This window comes from Streptomyces sp. NPDC058308, from assembly GCF_042880275.1.
Classification (GTDB): Bacteria; Actinomycetota; Actinomycetes; order Streptomycetales; family Streptomycetaceae; genus Streptomyces.
The window spans coordinates 76,087-99,081 of the sequence record NZ_JBHVZA010000006.1 but is presented as its reverse complement, the minus strand read 5'-3'; the positions used below and the strand labels follow the sequence as shown (position 1 = coordinate 99,081).

Annotated in this window: 18 protein-coding genes; 6 read left to right on the top strand and 12 right to left on the bottom strand. The window is 71.0% G+C overall.

Annotation, left to right across the window (positions count from 1 at the left end; all coding sequences use genetic code 11):
* Positions 1 to 44: 44 nt before the first annotated feature.
* The 6 genes from ACFVYL_RS10775 to hrcA all read right to left on the bottom strand — a co-directional run bounded on the left by ACFVYL_RS10775 (position 45) and on the right by hrcA (position 5,407).
* Positions 45 to 638 carry a hypothetical protein gene (locus ACFVYL_RS10775; RefSeq protein WP_389714471.1) on the bottom strand — a complete coding sequence of 198 codons (594 nt, stop codon included), beginning with the start codon at positions 636 to 638 and terminating at the stop codon, positions 45 to 47.
* A gap of 97 nt (positions 639 to 735) precedes the next feature.
* Positions 736 to 1,128: a VOC family protein gene (locus tag ACFVYL_RS10770; protein WP_389714470.1), complete on the bottom strand. Its 393-nt coding sequence runs from the start codon at positions 1,126 to 1,128 to the stop codon at positions 736 to 738.
* Between the two features lie 22 nt (positions 1,129 to 1,150).
* On the bottom strand, positions 1,151 to 1,891 hold the full coding sequence (locus ACFVYL_RS10765) for a 16S rRNA (uracil(1498)-N(3))-methyltransferase (RefSeq protein WP_389714468.1): 741 nt from the start codon (positions 1,889 to 1,891) through the stop codon (positions 1,151 to 1,153).
* Entirely contained in the window at positions 1,888 to 2,961 is a 1,074-nt protein-coding gene (locus ACFVYL_RS10760; RefSeq protein WP_389714467.1) for a nitronate monooxygenase, read from the bottom strand. Before ACFVYL_RS10760 ends, ACFVYL_RS10765 begins: the two co-directional genes overlap by 4 nt.
* Before the next feature lie 289 nt (positions 2,962 to 3,250).
* Positions 3,251 to 4,390 (bottom strand): molecular chaperone DnaJ, encoded by a 1,140-nt coding sequence (gene dnaJ, locus ACFVYL_RS10755; protein WP_389714466.1) that lies wholly within the window; start codon positions 4,388 to 4,390, stop codon positions 3,251 to 3,253.
* Positions 4,391 to 5,407, bottom strand: a complete 1,017-nt coding sequence (gene hrcA / locus ACFVYL_RS10750; protein WP_389714465.1) for a heat-inducible transcriptional repressor HrcA — start codon at positions 5,405 to 5,407, stop codon at positions 4,391 to 4,393.
* 220 nt (positions 5,408 to 5,627) lie between these two features.
* Between hrcA and ACFVYL_RS10745 the strand changes: the two genes are divergently transcribed.
* Positions 5,628 to 6,365, top strand: a complete 738-nt coding sequence (locus ACFVYL_RS10745; RefSeq protein ID WP_389714697.1) for an MBL fold metallo-hydrolase — start codon at positions 5,628 to 5,630, stop codon at positions 6,363 to 6,365.
* Positions 6,366 to 6,400: 35 nt separating this feature from the next.
* Positions 6,401 to 7,222 (top strand): DUF3097 domain-containing protein, encoded by an 822-nt coding sequence (locus ACFVYL_RS10740; protein ID WP_389714463.1) that lies wholly within the window; start codon positions 6,401 to 6,403, stop codon positions 7,220 to 7,222.
* Between the two features lie 72 nt (positions 7,223 to 7,294).
* Here the strand turns inward: ACFVYL_RS10740 and hemW are convergent, their stop codons facing one another.
* On the bottom strand, positions 7,295 to 8,527 hold the full coding sequence (hemW, locus tag ACFVYL_RS10735; RefSeq protein WP_389714461.1) for a radical SAM family heme chaperone HemW: 1,233 nt from the start codon (positions 8,525 to 8,527) through the stop codon (positions 7,295 to 7,297).
* 46 nt (positions 8,528 to 8,573) lie between these two features.
* Positions 8,574 to 10,496, bottom strand: a complete 1,923-nt coding sequence (locus tag ACFVYL_RS10730; RefSeq protein ID WP_389714459.1) for a SpoIIE family protein phosphatase — start codon at positions 10,494 to 10,496, stop codon at positions 8,574 to 8,576.
* Positions 10,497 to 10,714: 218 nt separating this feature from the next.
* Between ACFVYL_RS10730 and ACFVYL_RS10725 the strand changes: the two genes are divergently transcribed.
* The gene (locus tag ACFVYL_RS10725) at positions 10,715 to 14,806 is read left to right on the top strand and encodes a HAMP domain-containing protein (protein ID WP_389714696.1); all 4,092 of its coding nucleotides are present in this window, start codon (positions 10,715 to 10,717) and stop codon (positions 14,804 to 14,806) included.
* Between the two features lie 12 nt (positions 14,807 to 14,818).
* The gene (locus ACFVYL_RS10720) at positions 14,819 to 15,403 is read left to right on the top strand and encodes a two-component system response regulator (protein WP_389714457.1); all 585 of its coding nucleotides are present in this window, start codon (positions 14,819 to 14,821) and stop codon (positions 15,401 to 15,403) included.
* Positions 15,404 to 15,486: 83 nt separating this feature from the next.
* Here ACFVYL_RS10720 and ACFVYL_RS10715 read toward each other — a convergent pair whose 3' ends face one another.
* Together ACFVYL_RS10715 and lepA are read right to left on the bottom strand one after the other, a co-directional pair.
* Positions 15,487 to 17,376 carry an AMP-dependent synthetase/ligase gene (locus tag ACFVYL_RS10715; protein ID WP_389714455.1) on the bottom strand — a complete coding sequence of 630 codons (1,890 nt, stop codon included), beginning with the start codon at positions 17,374 to 17,376 and terminating at the stop codon, positions 15,487 to 15,489.
* 393 nt (positions 17,377 to 17,769) lie between these two features.
* On the bottom strand, positions 17,770 to 19,644 hold the full coding sequence (gene lepA / locus ACFVYL_RS10710) for a translation elongation factor 4 (RefSeq protein ID WP_389714453.1): 1,875 nt from the start codon (positions 19,642 to 19,644) through the stop codon (positions 17,770 to 17,772).
* Positions 19,645 to 19,861: 217 nt separating this feature from the next.
* Between lepA and rpsT the strand changes: the two genes are divergently transcribed.
* Positions 19,862 to 20,128 carry a 30S ribosomal protein S20 gene (gene rpsT, locus ACFVYL_RS10705; RefSeq protein ID WP_030783448.1) on the top strand — a complete coding sequence of 89 codons (267 nt, stop codon included), beginning with the start codon at positions 19,862 to 19,864 and terminating at the stop codon, positions 20,126 to 20,128.
* Between the two features lie 483 nt (positions 20,129 to 20,611).
* On the opposite strand, the gene holA is transcribed toward rpsT, so the two are convergent.
* Entirely contained in the window at positions 20,612 to 21,595 is a 984-nt protein-coding gene (gene holA / locus ACFVYL_RS10700; RefSeq protein WP_389714452.1) for a DNA polymerase III subunit delta, read from the bottom strand.
* A 73-nt stretch (positions 21,596 to 21,668) separates the two neighbouring features.
* Here holA and ACFVYL_RS10695 point away from each other — a divergent pair, with 73 nt between their 5' ends.
* Positions 21,669 to 21,932: a hypothetical protein gene (locus ACFVYL_RS10695; protein WP_389714450.1), complete on the top strand. Its 264-nt coding sequence runs from the start codon at positions 21,669 to 21,671 to the stop codon at positions 21,930 to 21,932.
* A 63-nt stretch (positions 21,933 to 21,995) separates the two neighbouring features.
* Here the strand turns inward: ACFVYL_RS10695 and ACFVYL_RS10690 are convergent, their stop codons facing one another.
* Positions 21,996 to 22,877, bottom strand: coding sequence for a YceI family protein (locus ACFVYL_RS10690; protein ID WP_389714695.1), 882 nt, complete (start codon positions 22,875 to 22,877; stop codon positions 21,996 to 21,998).
* Positions 22,878 to 22,995 lie beyond the last annotated feature (118 nt).

Genomic DNA, 22,995 nt, shown 5'->3' with positions numbered 1-22,995 from the left:
CGTCCACCCTAGGCAGCCGCCGAGTCGGCCGACAGCGGTTTGGATCACTTGCCGGGCAGGCAGTTGCAGGTCGGCCCGGGAGGCGGGTGCGCGGTGACGGTCACGGTGACGGTGGTGGTCGGTGCGGGGCGGGGCTGTTCGTGGGAGGGCTGTGGCCGGTGGGAGACGGCCGGATTGGACGGCTTGCCGCCCCCGCCCCCGCTTCCGTCCCCATTGCCGTCATTGCCGTCGTCCGCGTCGCAGTTGCCCAGCACGTCGACGCGGAACCACTGCTTGCCGCCCACCCGCGCGGTGAGGTTGCCGCGGACGCAGTTCCCGTCGACGACGGAACGCACCCTGCCCTTGATGGTGATGTCCTTGCCGCCGTCGGTCTCGCCCTGGCAGTCCACCTCGGCCACCGCGTCGGACGACGCGGACCTGCCGCGCGGGACGGCCTTGTCGCCGAAGCCGGCGGTACAGCTGAGCCACGCCACGTCGGCGTGCTGCCGCTCCAGCGCCTTGGTGCCCATCTCGTCGGTGGTGAGCGCGATCGAGGAGGTGTTCATCCCCCCGTCCACGGGGTCGCACGCGGTGACGCCGAGCGCGGCGGCGCCGACGAGTGCGACGGCGTACAACGACGTCGTGCGCCGGGTCGCCACGGCCCGGCCGCGTAACCGTCTCCATGCCCCCATAGGCGGCAGAGTGCCACCGCCCGCCCCGGTGCGGTAGACCGCTTGCGGCCATCTGCCCGCTTCGTCAGGCGCGCAGCAGCAGCCACTCCTGAAGCTCCACCAGGTTCCCCTCGGGATCCTTGAGATGCGCCACCCGCATGCGGTCCGTCAGCGGCGCGGGGCCATGGGTGAGCACGGCGCCCCGGCCGGTGATCTCCGCGCAGTACGCGTCCAGGTCGTCGACCCGCAGCACCACCAGTGAGCGGTGGCCGGCCACCGACCCGGCCACCTCGCCGAGCAGCCCGGCCATCATCGCCCGGTCCTGCAGCGCGATGCCCGCGGAGCCCGCGGCGGGGCTGAACTTCTCGTACGGGCCTTCCTCGGCGCCCGACTGGGGCTTGAGGCCGAGGACCTCGCCGTAGAAGCGGTAGCAGGCGGGGAAGTCCGTGACGAGCAGCCGGACCTGAGCGAGTTCCATCAAAGTCTCCAAGGGGGTTCGGTCAGGCCCAGCGGCCCGTACGGCCGAGGAGCAGCGCGGTCGCCGCAGTCCCGGCCGTCGACGTACGCAACACACTGCGCCCCAGCCGGTACGGCTTCGCGCCCGCCCCGGCGAAGGCCGCCAACTCGTCCGGGGACACGCCCCCTTCGGGCCCGACCACCAGGACGATGTGCCCGGCCTTCGGGAGCTCCGCCGTGGCAAGGGGCTCGCTGCCCTCCTCGTGCAGGACGGCCGCGAAGTCGGCGTCCGCGAGGAGGGCGGCGACCTGCTTGGTCGACGCGGCGTCGGCGATCTCGGGGAAGCGGACCCGGCGCGACTGCTTGCCCGCCTCGCGCGCGGTGGCCCGCCACTTGGCGAGGGCCTTGAGGCCGCGCTCGCCCTTCCACTGCGTGATGCAGCGCGAGGCGGTCCACGGCACGACGGCGTCGACGCCGGTCTCCGTCATGGTCTCCACGGCCAGTTCGCCGCGGTCGCCCTTGGGCAGGGCCTGCACGACGGTGATGCGGGGCGACTCCTCGGGCTCCTCGGTCACGGGGTCCACCGTGAGGACCAGCCGGTCCTTGCCCTCGGTGTCGAGGACCACGCACCGCGCCCAGCGCCCCGCGCCGTCGGTCAGCACGACGTCCTCACCGGCGCGCAGCCGCTTCACGGAGACGGCGTGCCGTCCCTCGGGCCCGTCCAGTACGTAGCGTCCGCCGGCGCCCGCGGCGAAGTTCTCGGCGACGAAGACGGGGGCGGTCATGCCGCGCCCTCCGACCCCGACGCCGCCTTCGCCTCGGCCAGCTCGGCGGCGAGCACCTCCACGAGCTGCCCGGCGGGCAGCTCCCGGGCGAGCCGGTGCCCCTGCCCGGCCCAGAGCGCCATGGCCTGGGCGTCACCGGCCTTCGCCGCGGCCTTGCGCAGACCGCTGGTGAGGTGGTGGACCTGCGGGTAGGCGGCGGGGGCGTACGGGCCGTGCTCGCGCATGAAGCGGTTGACGAGGCCACGCGCCGGGCGGCCGGAGAACGCCCGGGTCAGCTCGGTCCGCACGAACAGCGGGTTGGTCATGGCCTGCTTGTGCAGCGGGTTCGCGCCCGACTCGGGGGTGACGAGGAACGCGGTGCCCAGCTGCGCGGCGTCCGCGCCCGCCGCGAGCACCGCGGCGATCTGGGCGCCGCGCATCAGGCCGCCGGCCGCGACGATCGGGATCTGCGCGGTCTCGCGGACCTGCGTGATCAGGGAGAGCAGCCCGATCCCGGCGCCGTCGGCCTCGGGGTTGTCCCGGTGGGTGCCCTGGTGTCCGCCCGCCTCGATGCCCTGCACACACACCGCGTCGGCCCCGGCCCACTGGGCCGTCTGGGCCTCCTCGGCCGTGGTGACGGTGACGACGGTCATGGTGTCGACGCGCGCGAAGGCGTCGAGGACGTCGCGCGTGGGGCAGCCGAAGGTGAAGGAGACGAGCGGCACCGGGTCGTCGAGCAGGATCGCGAGCTTGGCGTCGTACCCGTCGTCACGTCCGCTGTCCGGGTCGCCGAGCTGCGTCTCGTACCAGGACGCCTCGCCGGCGAGCTGGTTGCGGTAGACCTCGACGGCCGCGGCGTCCGCGGTGTCGGGCTGCGGCATGAAGAGATTGACGCCGAAGGGCCGCGAGGTCAGCCCCCGCACCTGTTTGATCTCCTGGTACATCCCGTCGGCGGTCTTGTACCCGGCGGCCAGAAACCCGAGCCCACCGGCCTCGGCGACAGCCGCGGCCAGCTGCGGGCCGGAGGCACCGCCCGCCATGGGGGCCTGCACGATCGGATGGCGGCAGAGATCGGTCAGTGCGGAGCTCATGCACGCATCGTGCCACGCGTCTTGACCCGCACCGAATCGCGTACCCCGCACCTGGCTTTCGCCGCCCCGTCTGGCCCCTGCCCCCGTCGGCGGCTGCGGGCCGCCTGGGGTTGCTCGCGCAGTTCCCCGCGCCCCTGAAAGGGCCGCCACGCGGCCCCCCAGGGGCGCGCGGGCGGTTTTTTAGGGGCGCGGGGAACTGCGCGACCAGCCCCCACGACCCGCGGACGACGACAAAGCCCCCGGCGACGGAACGAACCGTCGCCGGGGGCCGAAGTCACCGCTCCAGGCGCTACCGCCCGTTGAACGCATCCTTGAGCCGGGAGAAAAGCCCCTGCTGCCCCGGCTGGAACTGCCCCGTGGGCCGCTCCTCACCCCGCATCTGCGCCAGCTCCCGCAGCACCCGCTCCTGCTCGGCATCGAGCTTCGTCGGCGTGAGGACCTCGACGTGCACGATGAGGTCTCCGCGACCGCCGCCGCGCAGGTGCGTGATGCCACGGCCGTGCAGCGGGACCGACTGACCGGACTGCGTGCCCGGCCGGATGTCGATCTCCTCCATGCCGTCCAGCGTCTTCAGCGGCACCTTCGTGCCGAGCGCGGCCGCCGTCATCGGGATGGTGACGGTGCAGTGCAGGTCGTCCCCGCGCCGCTGGAAGACCTCGTGCGGCAGCTCGTGGATCTCCACGTACAGGTCGCCCGCGGGGCCGCCGCCGGGGCCGACCTCGCCCTCGCCCGCGAGCTGGATCCGGGTGCCGTTGTCGACACCGGCGGGGATCTTCACGGTGAGCGTCCGCCGCGACCGGATGCGTCCGTCGCCGGCGCACTCGGGGCACGGAGTGGGCACGACCGTGCCGAACCCCTGGCACTGCGGGCACGGCCGCGAGGTCATGACCTGCCCGAGGAAGGACCGCGTGACCTGCGACACCTCACCGCGACCGCGGCACATGTCACAGGTCTGTGCGGACGTCCCCGGCGCGGCACCTTCACCGCTGCAGGTCGTACAGACGACCGCCGTGTCGACCTGGATGTCCTTGGTGGTCCCGAAGGCGGCCTCGTCGAGGTCGATCTCCAGACGGATCATGGCGTCCTGGCCACGGCGCGTGCGCGAGCGCGGCCCGCGCTGCGACGCCGTCCCGAAGAACGCGTCCATGATGTCGGAGAAGTTGCCGAAGCCGCCGGCGCCGAAGCCACCCGCGCCTCCGCCGCCGCCCGCCTGGGACAGCGGGTCTCCGCCGAGGTCGTAGACCTGCTTCTTCTGCGGGTCCGACAACACCTCGTACGCGGCGTTGATCTCCTTGAAGCGCTCCTGAGTCTTCGGATCCGGATTCACGTCCGGGTGAAGCTCTCGCGCAAGCCTGCGGAAGGCCTTCTTGATTTCGTCCTGGGAAGCGTCGCGGCGCACGCCGAGTACGGCGTAATAGTCCGTGGCCACTTACGACTCCGCCAGGATCTGTCCGACGTAACGTGCCACTGCGCGTACTGCTCCCATCGTTCCCGGATAGTCCATGCGGGTCGGTCCGACCACGCCGAGCTTGGCTACTGCCTCGCTGCCCGAACCGTAGCCGACCGAGACCACGGAAGTAGAGCTGAGTCCCTCATGGGCGTTCTCATGACCGATCCGTACGGCCATGCCCGAATCCTGCACCTCCCCAAGCAACTTGAGGAGCACGACCTGCTCCTCAAGGGCTTCGAGAACGGGCCGGATGGTGAGGGGAAAGTCATGTCCGAAGCGGGTGAGATTGGCGGTTCCGCCGATCATCAGCCGCTCCTCGGTCTCTTCGACCAGGGTTTCGAGGAGGGTCGCGAGGACCGTCGAGACGGTGCCGCGGTCCTCGGCCTCGAAGGCCTCCGGCAGGTCCTGCACCAGCTGCGGCACGTCCGCGAAGCGACGGCCCGCGACCCGGCTGTTCAGCCGTGCCCGCAGGTCCGCGAGCGCGCTCTCGCCGAACGGCGCCGGACAGTCGATCATGCGCTGCTCGACCCGGCCGGTGTCCGTGATCAGTACGAGCATCAGCCGCGCGGGAGCCAGCGAGAGCAGCTCCACGTGCCGCACCGTCGACCGCGTGAGCGACGGGTACTGCACCACGGCGACCTGCCGCGTCAGCTGCGCGAGCAGCCGGACCGTGCGCCCCACCACGTCGTCGAGGTCCACGGCGCCGTCGAGGAAATTCTGGATGGCCCGGCGCTCGGGCGCCGTCATCGGCTTGACGCCCGCGAGCTTGTCGACGAACAGCCGATAGCCCTTGTCCGTCGGGATGCGCCCCGCGCTGGTGTGCGGCTGGGCGATGAACCCTTCCTCCTCCAGCGCCGCCATGTCGTTGCGCACGGTGGCCGGTGAGACCCCCAGACGGTGCCGCTCCGTGAGGGCCTTGGAGCCGACGGGCTCCTCCGTCCCGACATAGTCGTGGACGATGGCGCGCAGCACTTCGAGCCTGCGTTCATTCAGCATCGCGCACACCTCCAGCTGTCTTCCGTCACGACGGGCCCCGAACGTTCCCCGAGCCCCCGTCTGGCACTCACCGTGCGGGAGTGCCAGCCTTTCGAAAGGTAAGTGTACGGCCGTCGGGTACGGCCCCGGCAAGGGCGGACCCCTCCGTGTCCTGCCGGGCTCCGGGCAGGACAGGCAGCCGGGCCGAACGCCTCCCGTGGGATAGCGTCACGGTATGGACGTGACGCCGGCATGGGAAGCGGCGGGCTGGGAACGGCTCGCGCCGCACGTGGGGCGGCGCCGCCTGCCCACGTGGGACTGCACGGCGGGGCTCGTCGTCGGCAGCGACGCGGCCCTCATGATCGAGGCCGGGTCGAGCCTGGCCGAGGGCGCGGCCCTGCGCACGCAGGCCCGCGCGATCCTCGGCGGCACCCGCCGGGTCACCCACCTCGCCCTCACCCACCCGCACTTCGACCACGTCCTCGGGGCGGCGGCCTTCGCGGGCGTGGAGGTGTACGGCGCGGTGGGCGTCGAGACGGTTCTCACCGCGGGCCGCGACGAGCTGCGCGCCGACGCGGTACGGCACGGCCTGGACGCGGACGCGGCAGCCGAGGCGGCCGACCTCCTGGTCCACCCGCACCACCTGGTGTGCGGGGAGTGGACGCTCGACCTGGGCGGCGGCCTCCAGGTGCTGCTCGCGAACATCGGGCCCGGGCACTCCGCCCACGACCTGGTGGTCCTGGTGCCGGGCGTCGACGGCGGCCGTGAGGTCGTCTTCTGCGGCGACCTCGTCGAGGAGTCGGGGGCACCGCAGGCGGGCCCGGACGCGGTGCCGACGCGGTGGCCGGCGGCGCTCGACCGGCTCCTGGAGCTCGGGGGCGAGGACGCGCTGTACGTGCCGGGGCACGGTGCGGTGGTCGATGCGGCATTTGTCCGTGCGCAGCGCGCCACACTGGCGGCCCGTTTCGGCGTGTCGTAGGCGGGAGCGGGCCCGTTCTTCCTATCGTCGGCGGAATGCGCCAGTACTCCGCCGATCTCACGCCCCCCTGGAAGAAGCCGAAGCCCGTGCCCGAGGTGGCGGCGGACGCCGGCCTCGTGGTCGAGGAGCTGAGCACCGGCTTCTGCGGAGCGGTGATCCGCTGCGAGAAGACGGCGCAGGGCCCGACAGTGACCCTGGAGGACCGCTTCGGCAAGTGCCGCGTCTTCCCGATGGAGCCGAGCGGATTCCTCCTGGAGGGCCGGCCGGTCACTCTCGTACGTCCCTCGGGCGCCGCACGCGCTCCGGTACGCCCCTCCCGCACCGCGTCCGGCTCGGTGGCCGTCCCGGGGGCGCGGGCCAGGGTCGCCCGCGCGGGGCGCATCTACGTGGAGGGCCGGCACGACGCCGAACTCGTGGAGCGGGTCTGGGGCGACGACCTGCGCGTCGAGGGCGTCGTCGTCGAGTACCTGGAGGGCATCGACGACCTCCCCGCGATCGTCGCCGAGTTCGCCCCCGGCCCCGACGCCCGCCTCGGCGTCCTCGTGGACCACCTCGTCCCCGGCTCCAAGGAGTCCCGCATCGCCGCGGAGGTCACCAGCGCGCACGCCCTGGTGGTCGGCCACCCCTACATCGACGTCTGGGAGGCGGTGAAGCCCGCCTCGGTCGGCATCACCGCCTGGCCCCGGGTCCCGCGCGGCCAGGACTGGAAGACGGGTGTGTGCCGGGCGCTCGGCTGGCCGGAGAACACGGGGGCCGCGTGGCAGCGCATCCTGGGCTCGGTGCGCAGCTACAAGGATCTCGAACCGGCGCTCCTGGGCCGCGTGGAGGAACTGATCGACTTCGTGACCCTGCCCTGAGGGCCGGGGCGCAGGTGGGGTTCAAAGACAGGCTCTGAGGCTGCCCGGGCCGGGAACCGCCCCCGCCCCGCCTCAGTCCACCAGGTCCCGCACCACCGCGTCGGCCAGCAGCCGCCCCCGCAGCGTCAGCACCGCACGCCCCTCGTCGTACGGGGCGGCCTCGAGAAGGCCCTCCCCCAGCGCCCGGCGCGCCGCGGCGAGGCCGGTCTCCTTCAGGAGCGACAGCGGGCAGCCGTCACGCAGCCTGAGCTCCAGCAGGATGCGTTCCACCCGACGGTCCTCGTCGGAGAGCAGCTCGCGCCCGGCGCCGGGCGACCCGCCCCCCGCCAGCGCCCCGGCATACGCGCCGGGATGCTTGACGTTCCACCACCGCACGCCCCCCACATGGCTGTGGGCTCCCGGCCCTGCGCCCCACCAGTCGGCGCCCCGCCAGTACAGCTCGTTGTGCAGGCACCGGCCGCTCTTTGAGGTGGCCCAGTTGGAGACCTCGTACCACTCGAAGCCCGCGCCCCCGAGGACCTCGTCGGCGATGAGGTACCGGTCGGCGTGCACGTCGTCGTCGGTCATCGGCACTTCTCCGCGCCGGATCCGCCGCGCCAGCTGCGTCCCCTCCTCGACGATCAGCGCGTACGCGCTCACGTGGTCGGGCCCGGCGCCGATCGCCGCGTCGAGCGAGGCCCGCCAGTCGTCGTCCGTCTCGCCCGGTGTGCCGTAGATCAGGTCGAGGTTGACGTGCTCGAACCCGGCCGCCCGCGCCTCCGCGACGCAGCGCTCGGGCCGCCCCGGCGTATGCGTGCGGTCAAGGACCTTCAGGACGTGCTGCTTCGCGCTCTGCATGCCGAAGGAGACGCGGTTGAACCCGCCCTCGCGCAGCTCGCTCAGGTACGCCGCGTCGACCGACTCCGGGTTCGCCTCGGTCGTGATCTCCGCGTCGTCGGCGAGCCCGAACTCGTCCCGTACGGCGGCGAGCATCCGTACGAGGTCGCCCGCGGCAAGGAGCGTCGGCGTACCGCCCCCGACGAACACGGTCCGCACCGGCCGCGGGTCGTCGCCGAGGACCTTTCGCGCGAGGCGCACCTCGTCGGTCAGGGTGTCCGCGTAGTTGTCGCGGGAGGCGAGGACGCCGCCGGAGCCGCGCAGCTCGGTGGCCGTGTAGGTGTTGAAGTCGCAGTAGCCGCAGCGCGTGGCGCAGTACGGGACGTGCAGGTAGAAGCCGAGTGGGCGCGAGGCCGCGCCGGCCAGGGCGGACGCGGGCAGCGCGCCGTCCTCGGGCATGGGCTCACCATCGGGCAGTGCGGAAGGCATACCTTCGATTGTCCCCCACCGCCCGGGCCCCCTCGCCCGGCCCGCCTCAGCGCGCCCGCAGCACCAGAAGCGCCAGATCGTCGTCAGGGGGCCGATCCGAGAACTCGTGCACGAGCCGCCGGATCCGCTCCGCCACCAGCCCCGCGTCGAGCCCCGCGCAGCCGGCGAGGGCCTCGGCGAGGCCGTCCCCGTCGTCGAACTGGCTCCGCCCCGAGCGCCGCTCGGTCACGCCGTCCGTGACGCACAGGAGCGTCTCGCCGGCCCGCAGATCGAAGCTCTCGCTGGTGTACGTCTCGTCGTCGACGACCCCGAGCAGCATCTGCGGGGTGGCCGCCTCCCGCACCTCGCCGTCGGGCGACAGGAGGAGCGGCAGCGGGTGGCCCGCGCACGCGATCGTGCAGCGCACTCCCCCTTCGTACGGGACCAGCTCGCCGTACAGGAGGGAGAGGAAGCGCGAGGTGGGACCGTCGGGCGGCACGCCCTGGCCGCCCGCTACCGCGACGACCGCGGCCGCGGCGTCCGCCGCCTCGGTCGCGTCGTCGAGGAGCAGTTGGTTGAGCCGGTCCATGACCTCCGCGACCGCGTACCCCTCGCGGGCCAGGAGGCGCAGCCAGGGGCGGGCGAGGCCGATGACGACGGCCGCCTCCGGGCCCTTGCCCTGGACGTCGCCGAGCGCGAAGCACCAGCGGCCCTCACTGGCGTGGAACACGTCGTAGAAGTCGCCGCCCGGGCCGCCCTTGTCCCGCGGCTCGTACACCAGGCCGCTCTCGACGCCGGGGATCTCCGCGACCTTGCTGGGAAGCAGCCCGCGCTGCAGCACCTGGCTGATGTTGGCCTGGCGCTGATAGCGGCGCGCGGTGCTGATCGCCAGGGCGACGCGGCGGGTGAAGTCCTCGACGAGGCCGGTGACTTCGTCGGCGAACCGGACGAGGCCCGCCCGGCCGATGACGAGGGTGCCGAGCGAGCGGCCGCCCGCGGCCATCCGGTAGGCCAGCGCCGCGCCGGACGAGCCCGCCCCGGCCGCGAGGGCCTCGCCGGGCCAGGGGATGGGGAAGGCGCCCGAGTCCGCCGCCTCGGGCAGCCGCGGTGGCTCCTTCTCCAGGACGCGGCGGAGTTCCTCCATGCGGTGCTCGCTGCTGTGCCAGACGCGGGCGAGGCGCGCGCCGGGGGCGCCCGGGTCGCCGCGCACGGGGCCTTCCGAGCCGTCCTCCAGCCACACCGCGCACCAGTCCGCGAGCCGCGGCACGAGCAGCTGTCCGGCGAGGGCGGCCACCATGTCCTCGTCGAACTGCCCGGCCAGCATCTCGGACGCCTCGGCGAGGAACGTGAGCGCGCCCCTGTTCACCCATTCCATGTCGTGCGGTGTCCTCGTGGGCAGTGGAGCGAGGATCTCGGCGGCGCGCAGCCCGCGCTGGAGCGCCTGTTCGCTCGCGTACGACTCGATCTCGTGGACGGCCTGGACGCCCTCGACGGGCAGCCGGGCCCAGACCGTCTTGGTGCCCGGGCGGTAGGTGATGCCCCAGGACTCGGAGAGGGTCGCGACGAGGTACAGGCCGCGGCCGTACTCGGGGGTGTCACTGGCAGGGCGGGTCTGTTCGCTGCGGACGGCGCGGGAGGGGTGGTGGTCGGAGACCTCGATGACGAGGGCCCCGGTGCTCTCGCCGGGCTCCGCGTCGTCCAGGCGGCAGAGCAGCTCGACGGCCGTGCCCGCGTGCACGACGGCGTTCGTCACCAGTTCGCTGACCAGCAGCACCGAGTCGTCGGCCAGCCGGTCGGTGAATCCCGTGGCCGCGGGCACGCCGAGCTCGGTCCACTCGGCGAGCGCCGCCCGGACGAAGTTACGTGCGGCGGCGGGCGCAAGTGGATTTCCGGGCAGTGATGTACCCACCACGACCGACGGCCCGGGGCGGTCCGGGGCCGGAGCGAAGGAACGGAAGTCGGTCTCCCGTTGCAGCGGAAAGGACCCCACGGTGCGGCTCCTGAGCAGTTCGGCGAATACGCCTCAGGCGACACCGACAGAGTGACAGACTGACCGCGCCCATAAGCACCGAGTTACTGAAGTGGGCCGTTATGAGTGAGAACAGTGCTATGCCTGCGCTTCAAGACGACCGGATTCCGGTCCCCGCGCAGGCCGCCGTGCCCGGTACGGATTCGGCCATGTGCCAGCTTCGCCCGCTCCTCGCCGCCATGCGCGCCGCGCGGGACGGGGACTTCACCAAGGTCACGCCGGTCGGTGAGGGCATAACCGCCGAGCTGTACGTGGTCCTCAACGAGATGCTCGACCGCTCGCTCCACTTCGACGGCGAACTCGTCCGCGTGCGGCGGGAGATCATACGGCACGGCCGGCTGGACGAGCGGTTCGGCGCGAGCCCGGGACAGGGCCGGTGGGCGGCGCGCGTGACGGAGGTCAACACGCTCCTGGACGCGCTGGTCGCCCCGGCGGCGAACGCCACCCGGGTGCTCAACGCGGTGGCGGGCGGCGACCTCACCCAGCGTGTCGACCTGCACGACGGCACCCGCGAGCTGCGGGGTGATCTGCGCCGCCTGGGCCGCGCCGTCAACACGATGGTCGATCAGCTGTCCCTCTTCACGGGTGAAGTCACGCGCGTCGCCCGCGAGGTCGGCACGGAGGGCCGGCTCGGCGGGCGCGCCAAGGTACGAGGACTCTCCGGCAGTTGGCGGGACGTGACGGAGGCCGTCAACACGATGGCGTCCCGCCTCACCGCCCAGGTGCGCGACATCGCCCTCGTCACCACGGCGGTGGCGCAGGGCGACCTGACCCGCACGGTCACCGTCGAGGCGACGGGTGAGCTCCTCGAACTGAAGCTCACCGTGAACACGATGGTGGAACAGCTCTCCGCGTTCGCCGCCGAGGTGACGCGGGTGGCGCGCGAGGTCGGCACGGAGGGCCAGCTGGGCGGCCGCGCCCAGGCCCGGGGCGTGTCGGGCGTGTGGAAGGACCTCACCGACAACGTCAACTTCATGGCGTCGAACCTCACCTCCCAGGTCCGCAACATCGCCCAGGTCACCACCGCCGTCGCCAACGGCGACCTGAGCCAGAAGATCACCGTCGACGCCCGGGGCGAGATCCTGGAGCTGAAGTCGACGGTGAACACGATGGTCGACCAGCTGTCCGCCTTCGCCGACGAGGTCACCCGCGTCGCCCGCGAGGTCGGCACGGAAGGCAACCTGGGCGGGCGCGCTCAGGTGCGGGGCGTGTCGGGCGTGTGGAAGGACCTCACCGACAACGTCAACTTCATGGCGGACAACCTCACCTCCCAGGTGCGCAACATCGCGCTCGTCTCGACGGCCGTGGCCCAGGGCGACCTCGGCAAGAAGATCACGGTCGAGGCCAAGGGCGAGATCCTGGAGCTGAAGTCGACGATCAACACGATGGTCGACCAGCTGTCCGCCTTCGCCGACGAGGTCACCCGCGTCGCCCGCGAGGTCGGCACGGAAGGCAACCTCGGCGGCCAGGCGCAGGTCCGGGGCGTGTCCGGCGTGTGGAAGGACCTCACCGACAACGTCAACTTCATGGCGTCGAACCTCACCTCCCAGGTCCGCAACATCGCCCAGGTCACCACCGCCGTCGCCAACGGCGACCTCTCCAAGATGATCACGGTCACCGCGCGCGGGGAGATCCTGGAGCTCAAGGACACCGTCAACACCATGGTGGAGCAGCTGCGCGCCTTCGCCGACGAGGTGACCCGGGTGGCCAGGGAGGTCGGCACGGACGGCCGGCTCGGCGGGCGCGCGCAGGTCCTCGGCGTATCGGGCGTGTGGAAGGACCTCACCGACAACGTCAACTACATGGCGGACAACCTCACAGGGCAGGTCCGCAACATCGCTCAGGTCGCGACCGCCGTGGCCCAGGGCGACCTCTCCAAGAAGATCGACGTGGACGCGCGCGGCGAGATCCTGGAGCTGAAGACCACCATCAACACCATGGTGGACACGCTGTCCTCGTTCTCCTCCGAGGTGACCCGGGTCGCCCGCGAGGTCGGCTCCGAGGGCCAGCTGGGCGGCCAGGCGCGGGTCGAGGGCGTCTACGGCACGTGGAAGCGCCTGACGACGAACGTGAACGAGCTCGCGCTGAACCTCACCACGCAGGTCCGCGCCATCGCCGAGGTCGCCTCCGCCGTCGCCCAGGGCGACATGACCCGCGCCATCACGGTCGAGACGCGCGGCGAGGTCACCGACCTCAAGGACAACATCAACCTGATGGTGTCCAACCTCCGCGAGACCACCCGCGCGAAGGACTGGCTGGAGTCCAACCTCGCCCGGCTCGCCGGTCTGATGCAGGGCCACCGCGACCTGATGGAGGTCGCCGACCTGATCCTGCGCGAGCTGACCCCGCTGGTGAACGCGCAGTACGGCGCGTTCTTCCTCGCCGACCCGGACACGGCGGAGACCCCGGCGCCCACCCAGGTCACCGCCAAGGGCCTCGCCTTCATCGCCGGGTACGGCGCCGCGCAGGGTTCGGTCGTCGACACCGGCGGGATGCCCGCACAGGGCCTGGTGCGGCAGGCGGCCCTGGAGAAGAAGCGGATCCTCGTCGAGGAGGTCCCGCCCGACTACATCAAGATCCATTCGGGGCTCGGCGACGCGGCCCCCGCGACGGTCGTCATCATCCCGATCCTCTTCGAGGACAAGCTGCTCGGCGTCATCGAGCTGGCGACGTTCTCCCGCTTCTCCGACGTCCACCTGGCGTTCTTCGACCAGTTCGTGAACACCATCGGCGTCGCGATCAACACCATCATCGCCAACTCCCGTACGGAGTCCCTGCTCGGCGAGTCGCAGCGCCTCGCCATCCAGCTCCAGGAGCGCTCGGACGAGCTCCAGCGCCAGCAGGCCGAGCTGCGCCGCTCGAACGCGGAGCTCGAGGAGAAGGCCGCTCTGCTCGCCACGAGCTCGCAGTACAAGTCGGAGTTCCTGGCGAACATGTCGCACGAGCTGCGCACCCCGCTCAACTCCCTGCTGATCCTGGCCCGGCTGCTCTCCGACAACCCCGACGAGCACCTCTCCGACCAGGAGGTGCAGTTCGCGACGACCATCCACCGCTCGGGCTCGGACCTGCTCCAGCTCATCAACGACATCCTGGACCTGTCGAAGATCGAGGCGGGCCGGATGGACGTCCGGCCCAAGAAGCTCCCGCTCATCAAGGTCCTGGACTACGTCCACGCGACGTTCCGGCCACTCACCCTCGACCGGGGTCTCGCCTTCGACGTGTCGGTGGGTGACGACGTGCCGCGCGAGATGTTCTCGGACGAGCAGCGTCTGCAGCAGATCCTGCGCAACCTGCTGTCGAACGCGGTCAAGTTCACCTCGGCCGGCAGCGTCGAACTGCGGGTCAGCCGTGTCAGGGCGGCCTCGGGCGACCGGCTCCTCCACGACAACGAAGACCTGCTCTGCTTCGCCGTCAGCGACACCGGTATCGGCATCCCGGCCGAACAACTCCCGGTGATCTTCGAGGCGTTCCAGCAGGCGGACGGCACCACCAACCGCAAGTACGGCGGCACCGGCCTCGGCCTGTCCATCAGCCGCGAGATCGCGGGCCTGCTCGGCGGCCGCATCACGGCGGAGAGCCGCCCCGGCCACGGTTCGACCTTCTCGCTCTACGTCCCCGTGGTGCACCCCGGCCACGGCGCGGCCGCCGTCGCGTACGCCGCCGCACACACCCAGCTGCCCGAACCGACCGAGCAGGCCGCCCTGCGCCCGCACACCACCCTCGAACCCGACGACAGCTGGCCCACCCCCACCAAACTGGAGGAGTGGAAGGAAGGGCGCGCGGGCCGCATACTCCCGGGCCGCCGCGTGCTCATCGTCGACGACGACATCCGCAATGTCTTCGCGCTCACGCACGTGCTGAGCCGCGTCGGCATGCCCGTCCTGTACGCGGAGAACGGCCGTGAGGGCATCGAGACGCTGGAGCGCAATCCGGACGTCGAGCTGGTCCTGATGGACATCATGATGCCGGAGATGGACGGCTACGAAACGATGGCCGCGATCCGTCGCAGCCCCCGCTGGCAGGGACTGCCCATCGTCGCCCTCACCGCCAAGGCCATGCCGGGCGACCGCGAGAAGGCCATCGCGCAGGGCGCCACCGACTACGTACCGAAACCCGTGGACGTGGACCAGCTCCTCGGCGTCGTCTGCTCCCTCCTGGACCCCGAGGGCGCGGACGGCGCCGGGGACGCCACCTCCCCCGACCCACAAGCCGTCGCCACGGAACAGCCCGGCACACCGAAGGAGAAGGCTGTTCCGCCGACACCCGAGTGAGGCACCGTCACCATGAGCGCTGAGGCCACGACCGACAACCGCGCAAGCATCCTCCTTGTCGACGACATGGAGGACAACCTGATGGCACTCGAAGCTGTCCTGGGGTCACTGAACGAGCCGTTGGTCCGCGCCCGTTCGGGGGAGGAGGCGATGAAGGCGATTCTGCGGCAACGATTCGCCGTCATCCTCCTGGACGTCCGCATGCCCGGCATGGACGGCTTCGAGACCGCTTCCAACATCAAACGGCTCGACCAGACGAAGGACGTGCCCATCATCTTCCTGACGGGCACCGACAACGACGCGGGCTACGCCTTCCGCGGCTACGCGACGGGCGCCGCCGACTACCTCACCAAGCCCTTCGACCCGTGGGTGCTGCGCGCCAAGGTCACCGTGTTCCTCGAACTGCACCGCAAGAACCGGCAGTTGGAGCGGATACTGGCCCGTGAGCAGCGCCAGTTCGACGAGCTGGCCGCGCGTCTCTCCGCGATCGAGACCCATATGGCCGCGAGCAGCCTGGGGGACGTTCTGGAGCTGCGCCGCCACGTGACACACATGGAGGAACTGGTGCAGGAAATGCGCCGCGGACGGGACGTCTAGACAGCACGCCCCGTCCGCCGGACAGCACATGTACGGCGCTCCGGGCCCGGCCCGACGGGCTCGGGCCCCGCGCGGGGCCGGTCTCAGGCCTCGCGGGATCCCGCGTACATCTCCTCGATGAGGTGCTTGTACTCCCGCTCGACGACCGGCCGCTTCAGTTTCAGGCTGGGCGTCAGCTCGCCGTGCTCGACGTCCAGGTCGCGCGGCAGGAGCCGGAACTTCTTGATGGTCTGCCAGCGCTGCAGGCCCTCGTTGAGCTCCCGCACATGGCCGTCGATGAGCGCGACCGTGGCCGGGTCGGCGCACACCTCGGCGTACGACTTCCCCTCCTGGCCGTTCTCCTTGGCCCAGTCCAGGATGGCGGGCTCGTCGAGGGCGATGAGCGCGGTGCAGAAGTTCCGGTCGGCGCCGTGCACGAGGATGTTGGAGACGTACGGACACACGGCCTTGAACTGGCCCTCGACCTCGGCGGGCGCGATGTACTTGCCGCCCGACGTCTTGATCAGGTCCTTCTTGCGGTCGGTGATCCGCAGATAGCCGTCGACGGACAGCTCGCCGATGTCCCCGGTGTGGAACCAGCCGTCGGACTCCAGGACCTCGGCCGTCTTCTCCGGAAGCCCGTGGTAGCCCTCCATGATGCCGGGGCCGCGCAGCAGGATCTCGCCGTCGTCGGCGATCCGCACCTCGGTGCCGGGCAGCGGCTTGCCGACGGTGCCGGTGCGGTAGGCCTCACCGGGGTTCACGAAGGAGGCCGCGGAGGACTCGGTCAGGCCGTACCCCTCCAGGATGTGGATGCCGGCACCGGCGAAGAAGTACCCGATCTCCGGCGCGAGCGCGGCGGAGCCGGAGACCGCCGCCCGCAGCCGCCCGCCGAAGGCCTCGCGCAGCTTGGAGTAGACGAGCGCGTCGGCCGTGCGGTGCTTGGCGCGCAGCCCGAAGGGCACCGATGCGGTGCCGGTCCTGCGGAAGTTGTCCTGGCTGACCTTCGCGTACTCGCGGGAGACCTCGGCGGCCCACTGGAAGATCTTGTACTTGGCCCCGCCGCCGGCCCGCGCCTTGGCCGCGACGCCGTTGTAGACCTTCTCGAAGATGCGCGGCACGGCGGCCATGTACGTAGGCTGCACCACCGGAAGATTCTCGATGATCTTGTCCACGCGGCCGTCCACCGCGGTGACGTGCCCGAGCTCGATCTGCCCGGAGGTCAGCACCTTGCCGAAGACGTGCGCGAGCGGCAGCCACAGGTACTGCACGTCGTCCGGGCCGAGCAGCCCGGTCGACGCGATGGCTTTGGCCATGTACGACCAGTTGTCCTGCGGAAGGCGCACGCCCTTGGGCTTGCCGGTGGTGCCGGAGGTGTAGATGATCGTGGCGAGCTGACCGGCGGTGATCGCCGCGATCCGCTCCTTGATCAGCTGGGGGTTCTTCTCCAGGTGCGCGGCGCCGCGGGCCTCCAGGTCGGCGAGCGTGAGCACCCAGCCCTCGGGGTCTCCCTCGGCGGGCGCCGCGCCCTCGGCGTCAAGGACCACGACGTGCCGCAGCTCCGGCAGGTCGGCCCGCTTCGCCCGCGCCTTGGCGAGCTGCGCGGCGTCCTCCGCGATCAGCACCCGGCTGCCGGAGTCGGCCAGGATGTACGCCGACTCCTCGGCGTTGGTCTGCGGGTACACCGTCGTGGTGGCCGCGCCCGCGCACATGATGCCGAGGTCGGCGAGGATCCACTCGACGCGCGTGGAGGAGGCGAGGGCGACGCGGTCCTCGGACTCCAGGCCCAGCTCGATCAGGCCCGCCGCGATGGCGTGCACGCGGTCGGCGGCCTGCGACCAGCTGAGCGACTTCCACTCGTCGGGCCCCTCGCCGGAGGCGGCCGGGACGGGGTAGCGATAGGCCTCGGCGTCCGGAGTGGCCGCCACGCGCTCCACGAAGAGATGCGCCACGGAGGGCGGACGGTTCTCGATCAAGGTCTGTGTGTCGCTCACGACATCCTCCGGGCCCACGACAGTGCGGCGAACTGGCTGGCGGCTGCTTCTTACGTCTGCTTCTCGGATCTGCGTCTTGCTCTGCTCTGATGCCCCTGCGGCTACTTGTTTAACTTGCGAGTAACCTACGAGTGGTGATCAGAGTAGAGCTCCGACGCCCGGCGCGTAAGGGGCAGCTGCCTGTCACTTTCTACAGACACCCATACGGAACGGGCCCGCCGCCCGAAAGCGCCGCGGGCCCCTTCTCGCGTGCCGTGACCAGGGTGGCGGCCGCGTCCGGACGCCGCGGAGTGTGACGCGAAAGGCGCCCGTCCGGGGATCGGACGGGCGCCCTGTGCGCGGTGCGGGGTGCCACCGGTGCGACCCGGTGCACCCGACGGGTGGGAACGGCCGCTACTTCTTGGCCTTGCCGCCGCCACCGCTGTCGTCGCTGGAGAGCACGGCGATGAAGGCTTCCTGCGGCACCTCGACGGAGCCGACCATCTTCATCCGCTTCTTGCCCTCCTTCTGCTTCTCGAGGAGCTTGCGCTTACGGGAGATGTCACCGCCGTAGCACTTGGCGAGGACGTCCTTGCGGATGGCGCGGATGGTCTCGCGGGCGATGACCCGGGAGCCGATCGCGGCCTGGACGGGCACCTCGAAGGCCTGTCGCGGGATGAGCTCGCGCAGCTTGGCGACGAGCCGCACGCCGTACGCGTACGCCTGGTCCTTGTGCGTGACCGCCGAGAACGCGTCGACCTTGTCGCCGTGGAGCAGGATGTCGACCTTGACGAGCTGGGCGGACTGCTCGCCGGTGGGCTCGTAGTCCAGCGAGGCGTAACCCCGCGTCTTGGACTTCAGCTGGTCGAAGAAGTCGAAGACGATCTCCGCGAGGGGCAGCGTGTAGCGGATCTCCACGCGGTCCTCGGAGAGGTAGTCCATGCCGAGCATGACGCCGCGCCGGTTCTGGCACAGCTCCATGATCGAACCGATGAACTCGCTGGGCGCGAGGATCGTGGCGCGCACGACCGGCTCGTACACCTCGTCGATCTTGCCCTCGGGGAATTCACTCGGGTTGGTGACCGTGTGCTCGGTACCGTCCTCCATGATCACGCGGTAGACCACGTTGGGGGCGGTGGCGATCAGGTCGAGCCCGAACTCGCGCTCCAGGCGCTCGCGGATCACGTCGAGGTGCAGCAGACCCAGGAAGCCGACGCGGAAGCCGAAGCCGAGCGCGGCCGAGGTCTCCGGCTCGTAGACCAGCGCGGCGTCGTTGAGCTGCAGCTTGTCGAGGGCCTCGCGCAGGTCGGGGTACTCCGAGCCGTCCAGCGGATAGAGACCCGAGAAGACCATCGGCTTCGGGTCCTTGTATCCGCCCAGGGCCTCGGTCGCGCCCTTGCTCAGGGAGGTGATCGTGTCACCGACCTTGGACTGCCGGACGTCCTTCACGCCGGTGATGATGTAGCCCACCTCACCGACGCCGATGCCGTCGGCCGGGGTCATCTCAGGAGATGAGACACCGATCTCAAGGAGCTCGTGCGTGGCGCCGGTGGACATCATCCGGATCCGCTCGCGCTTGTTGAGCTGGCCGTCGACGACTCGTACGTACGTGACGACGCCGCGGTAGGAGTCGTAGACCGAGTCGAAGATCATCGCGCGCGCCGGGGCGTCCTTGACGCCCACCGGCGGCGGGATCTCGGCGACGACCTTGTCGAGCAGCGCCTCGACGCCCATGCCGGTCTTCGCGGAGACCTTCAGGACGTCCTCGGGCTCACAGCCGATGAGGTTGGCGAGCTCCTCGGAGAACTTCTCCGGCTGGGCGGCCGGCAGGTCGATCTTGTTCAGTACGGGGATGATCTTGAGGTCGTTCTCCATCGCCAGGTAGAGGTTGGCGAGAGTCTGCGCCTCGATGCCCTGAGCCGCGTCGACCAGGAGGATCGTGCCCTCGCAGGCCGCGAGCGAACGCGAGACTTCATAGGTGAAGTCCACGTGGCCCGGGGTGTCGATCATGTTGAGGATGTGGGTCCTGCTCTGGTCCGGGCCCTCGCTCGGGGCCCAGGGCAGACGCACCGCCTGGGACTTGATCGTGATGCCGCGCTCGCGCTCGATGTCCATGCGGTCGAGGTACTGAGCACGCATCTGCCGCTGCTCCACCACGCCGGTGAGCTGCAGCATGCGGTCGGCGAGCGTGGACTTGCCGTGGTCGATGTGCGCGATGATGCAGAAATTGCGGATCAGCGCCGGATCGGTACGGCTCGGCTCGGGCACATTTTTAGGGGTCGCGGGCACGCAGGGTCCTGTCTCTTGAGGCGCCTGTCGCCTCGGGTCGGATCTATACGTAGGTTCCATCGTCCCATGGGTGGAGCACTGCGCTCGGTTTGGGCCGGTCCGACGGCGGCTGGTACCGTGGACAGCTGTGTCTCGTAGCCCTCTCAAGCGTCGAGGCGCGTGTCATAACACTCATCTGCAGTACCTCTGCAGTACCTGAACCTGAAAAGGCTCTTTCGTGGCGAACATCAAGTCCCAGATCAAGCGGATCAAGACCAACGAGAAGGCGCGTCAGCGCAACAAGGCGGTCAAGTCTTCCCTGAAGACGGCGATCCGCAAGGCCCGCGAGGCCGTTGCCGCCGGTGACGCCCAGAAGGCTGCCGAGCTCACGCGTGAGGCCACGCGCCAGCTCGACAAGGCTGTCTCCAAGGGTGTCATCCACAAGAACCAGGCCGCCAACAAGAAGTCGGCGCTTGCGACGAAGGCCGCGTCCCTCAAGGGCTGAAGCCTTTGCCCCGGTTCGCCGGGGCGCTGATCAATCCTTCCCGCGAGGGTAATTCGAGCCCTCTACCTCGAATCGCGGACAGACCACGCAGTACGCCACGCTGCGATGATGCCCCCGGCCCACTCCGGGGGCATCGCTGTGTCCGGGGCCGTGCTGTGGCCGGGGGCCGTGCTGTGGTTGGCGTGGTGTTGTTCCGGGGCGCGGCTCGGTGCGGGGCGGCTCGGTGCGGGGCGGCTCGGTGCCGGTCAGGGGCGCGGGGAACTGCGCGACGAGCCACGACGCACCCGCAGACGGGCGAACACGGCATGCCCCCAGGGGCGCGGGGAACTGCGCGACGAGCCACGACGCACCCGCAGACGGGCGAACACGGCATGCCCCCAGGGGCGCGGGGAACTGCGCGACCAGCCACAACGCACCCGCACACGGGCGGACACGGAACCTGAACCCGCCATGGATCCACCGGCCGGTGGACACCGCGAAAGCTCAGCGACGCGACCTCGCCGCACGGGCGACAGCCACGACCGCCTTCTCCAGCGCGTACTCGGGATCGTCACCGCCCCCCTTGACCCCCGCGTCAGCCGCCGCGACCGCGGTCAGCGCCGCGGCCACGCCGTCCGGGGTCCAGCCACGCATCTGCTGCCGCACCCTGTCGATCTTCCAGGGCGGCATGCCCAGCTCACGGGCGAGGTCGGCGGGACGCCCTCCGCGCGCGGAGGAGAGCTTGCCGATCGCCCGGACACCCTGCGCGAGGGCGCTGGTGATCATGACGGGGGCGACACCGGTCGACAGCGACCAGCGCAACGCTTCGAGCGCCTCGGCCGCCCGGCCCTCCACGGCCCGGTCCGCCACAGTGAAGCTGGAGGCCTCCGCCCGCCCCGTGTAGTACCGCCCGACGACCTCTTCGTCGATCGTGCCCTCGACGTCCGCCGTCAGCTGGGAGACCGCGGAGGCCAGCTCCCGCAGATCGCTGCCGATCGAGTCGACCAGCGCCTGGCACGCCTCGGGGGTCGCCGACCTGCCCAGGACGCGGAACTCGCTCCGCACGAACGAAAGCCGGTCCGCGGGCTTGGTCATCTTCGGGCAGGCGACCTCGCGGGCCCCCGCCTTGCGCGCGGCGTCGAGCAGGCCCTTGCCCTTGGCGCCGCCCGCGTGCAGCAGGACGAGCGTGATCTCCTCGGCGGGCGACCCGAGATACGCCTTGACGTCCTTGATCGTGTCCGCCGACAGATCCTGCGCGTTCCGCACGACGACGACCTTGCGTTCGGCGAAGAGCGACGGGCTGGTCAGCTCGAGGAGCGTGCCGGGCTGCAACTGGTCGGAGGTGAGGTCGCGCACGTCCGTGTCCGCGTCGGCCGCCCGGGCGGCCGCGACCACCTGCTGCACGGCGCGGTCGAGGAGCAGGTCCTCCTGCCCCACGGCGAGCGTGAGGGGAGCGAGCGGATCGTCGTTTGCTGTCTTCCTGGCCATCGCGGACCAGCATCCCACGCGGCACTGACAGCCCGCCCCGCACGGCCCGCCCCGTGCCGTGCGGCCCCGCCCCATGTCGGAGAATGGGCTCGTGACCGACGTACGACATGTCCTTGTCCTGCCCGACCGCGACGCCGCCGAGGTGGTGGCGGAAGAGCTTCCCGACCGTTTCGGCGTGGCCGAGGAGCCGCAGCTCGTCCGGGACGCGCTGGCCGGTGAGGACGACGCCGAGGACGCCCAGTGGCTGGTCGTGGTCGAGGACCCCGAGTCCCGCCTCGACCCGGCCGCGCTCGACGCCCTCGCGGCCGAACACGAGGGCTGGCTGGAAGCTCCGTAGCGGACGCCGCGGCGGGGCGGCGGGGCGGCGGGGCGGCCCACGGTCGTCCACGGCCGGAGGCGGTCAGCTCTTGGGAATGACCTGGATGTCGAGGTCGATCGTGATGCTGTGTCCGACGGCCGCGATGCCGCGCGCGAGCATCGTCTGCCACGTGATCGTGAAGTCGTCGCGGTGCAGCTCGGTACTGGCGCGGCAGGCCACGCGGGTCTCGCCCTGGAGCCCCTTGCCGACCCCGAGGTACTCCGTGTCGAGCGTGACCGTGCGCGTCACCCCGTGCAACGTCAGGCCGCCGGATATCGCCCAGCGGCTGCCGCCCTTGTGCACAAAGCGCTCGCTGTAGAACTCCATCGTGGGGAAGCGCGCCACATCGAGGAAGTCACCGGAGCGCAGATGGTCGTCGCGCATCGCGACCGCCGTGTCGATGGACGCCGCGTCGATGACGACGTGCATCGCGGAGTCCTCCATCCGCTCGCCCATCCGTATCGCACCCGCGAAGGTGTTGAACCGGCCGCGGATACGCGCGAGCCCGATGTGGCGGGCCGTGAAGCCGACCGAGGAGTGCAGGGGGTCGATCTCCCAGTCGCCGGGCTCGGGCAACGCCGGAGGCTGGGCGACCTGGAGCATGACGTCACCGATCGAGGCGTGCGCGTTCTCCCCCACCGTGGCGCTCGCCCGGTACGGGGTGAACCCCTCCGCGGAGACCGCGAGCCGGTACTCCCCGGCCGGGACCGCAGTGACGAACGAGCCGTACGGGTCCGTGCCCCCGCTCACGATCTTGCGCCCCATGGCGTCACTGACCGCGAACTCGGCGTTCCGCACGGGTTCATTGACCGGGTCGAGCACCCGGCAGCTGAGTACTCCCGCACTCGACGGAACCGTGAGCGCCGACAAGGGCCCCGTCCGTCCGGCCCGATTCATACGGTTTCCCAGCCAACGGCCGAACACCCTGCGACACATCCCCGCGATACTTGACAACATCTGCAAACTGCAACGAATAGGCATTCGATCACCGTTGCGGCTTTAGGCGCAACACGGACCCAGATCACGGGAATGCTGGCGTTGC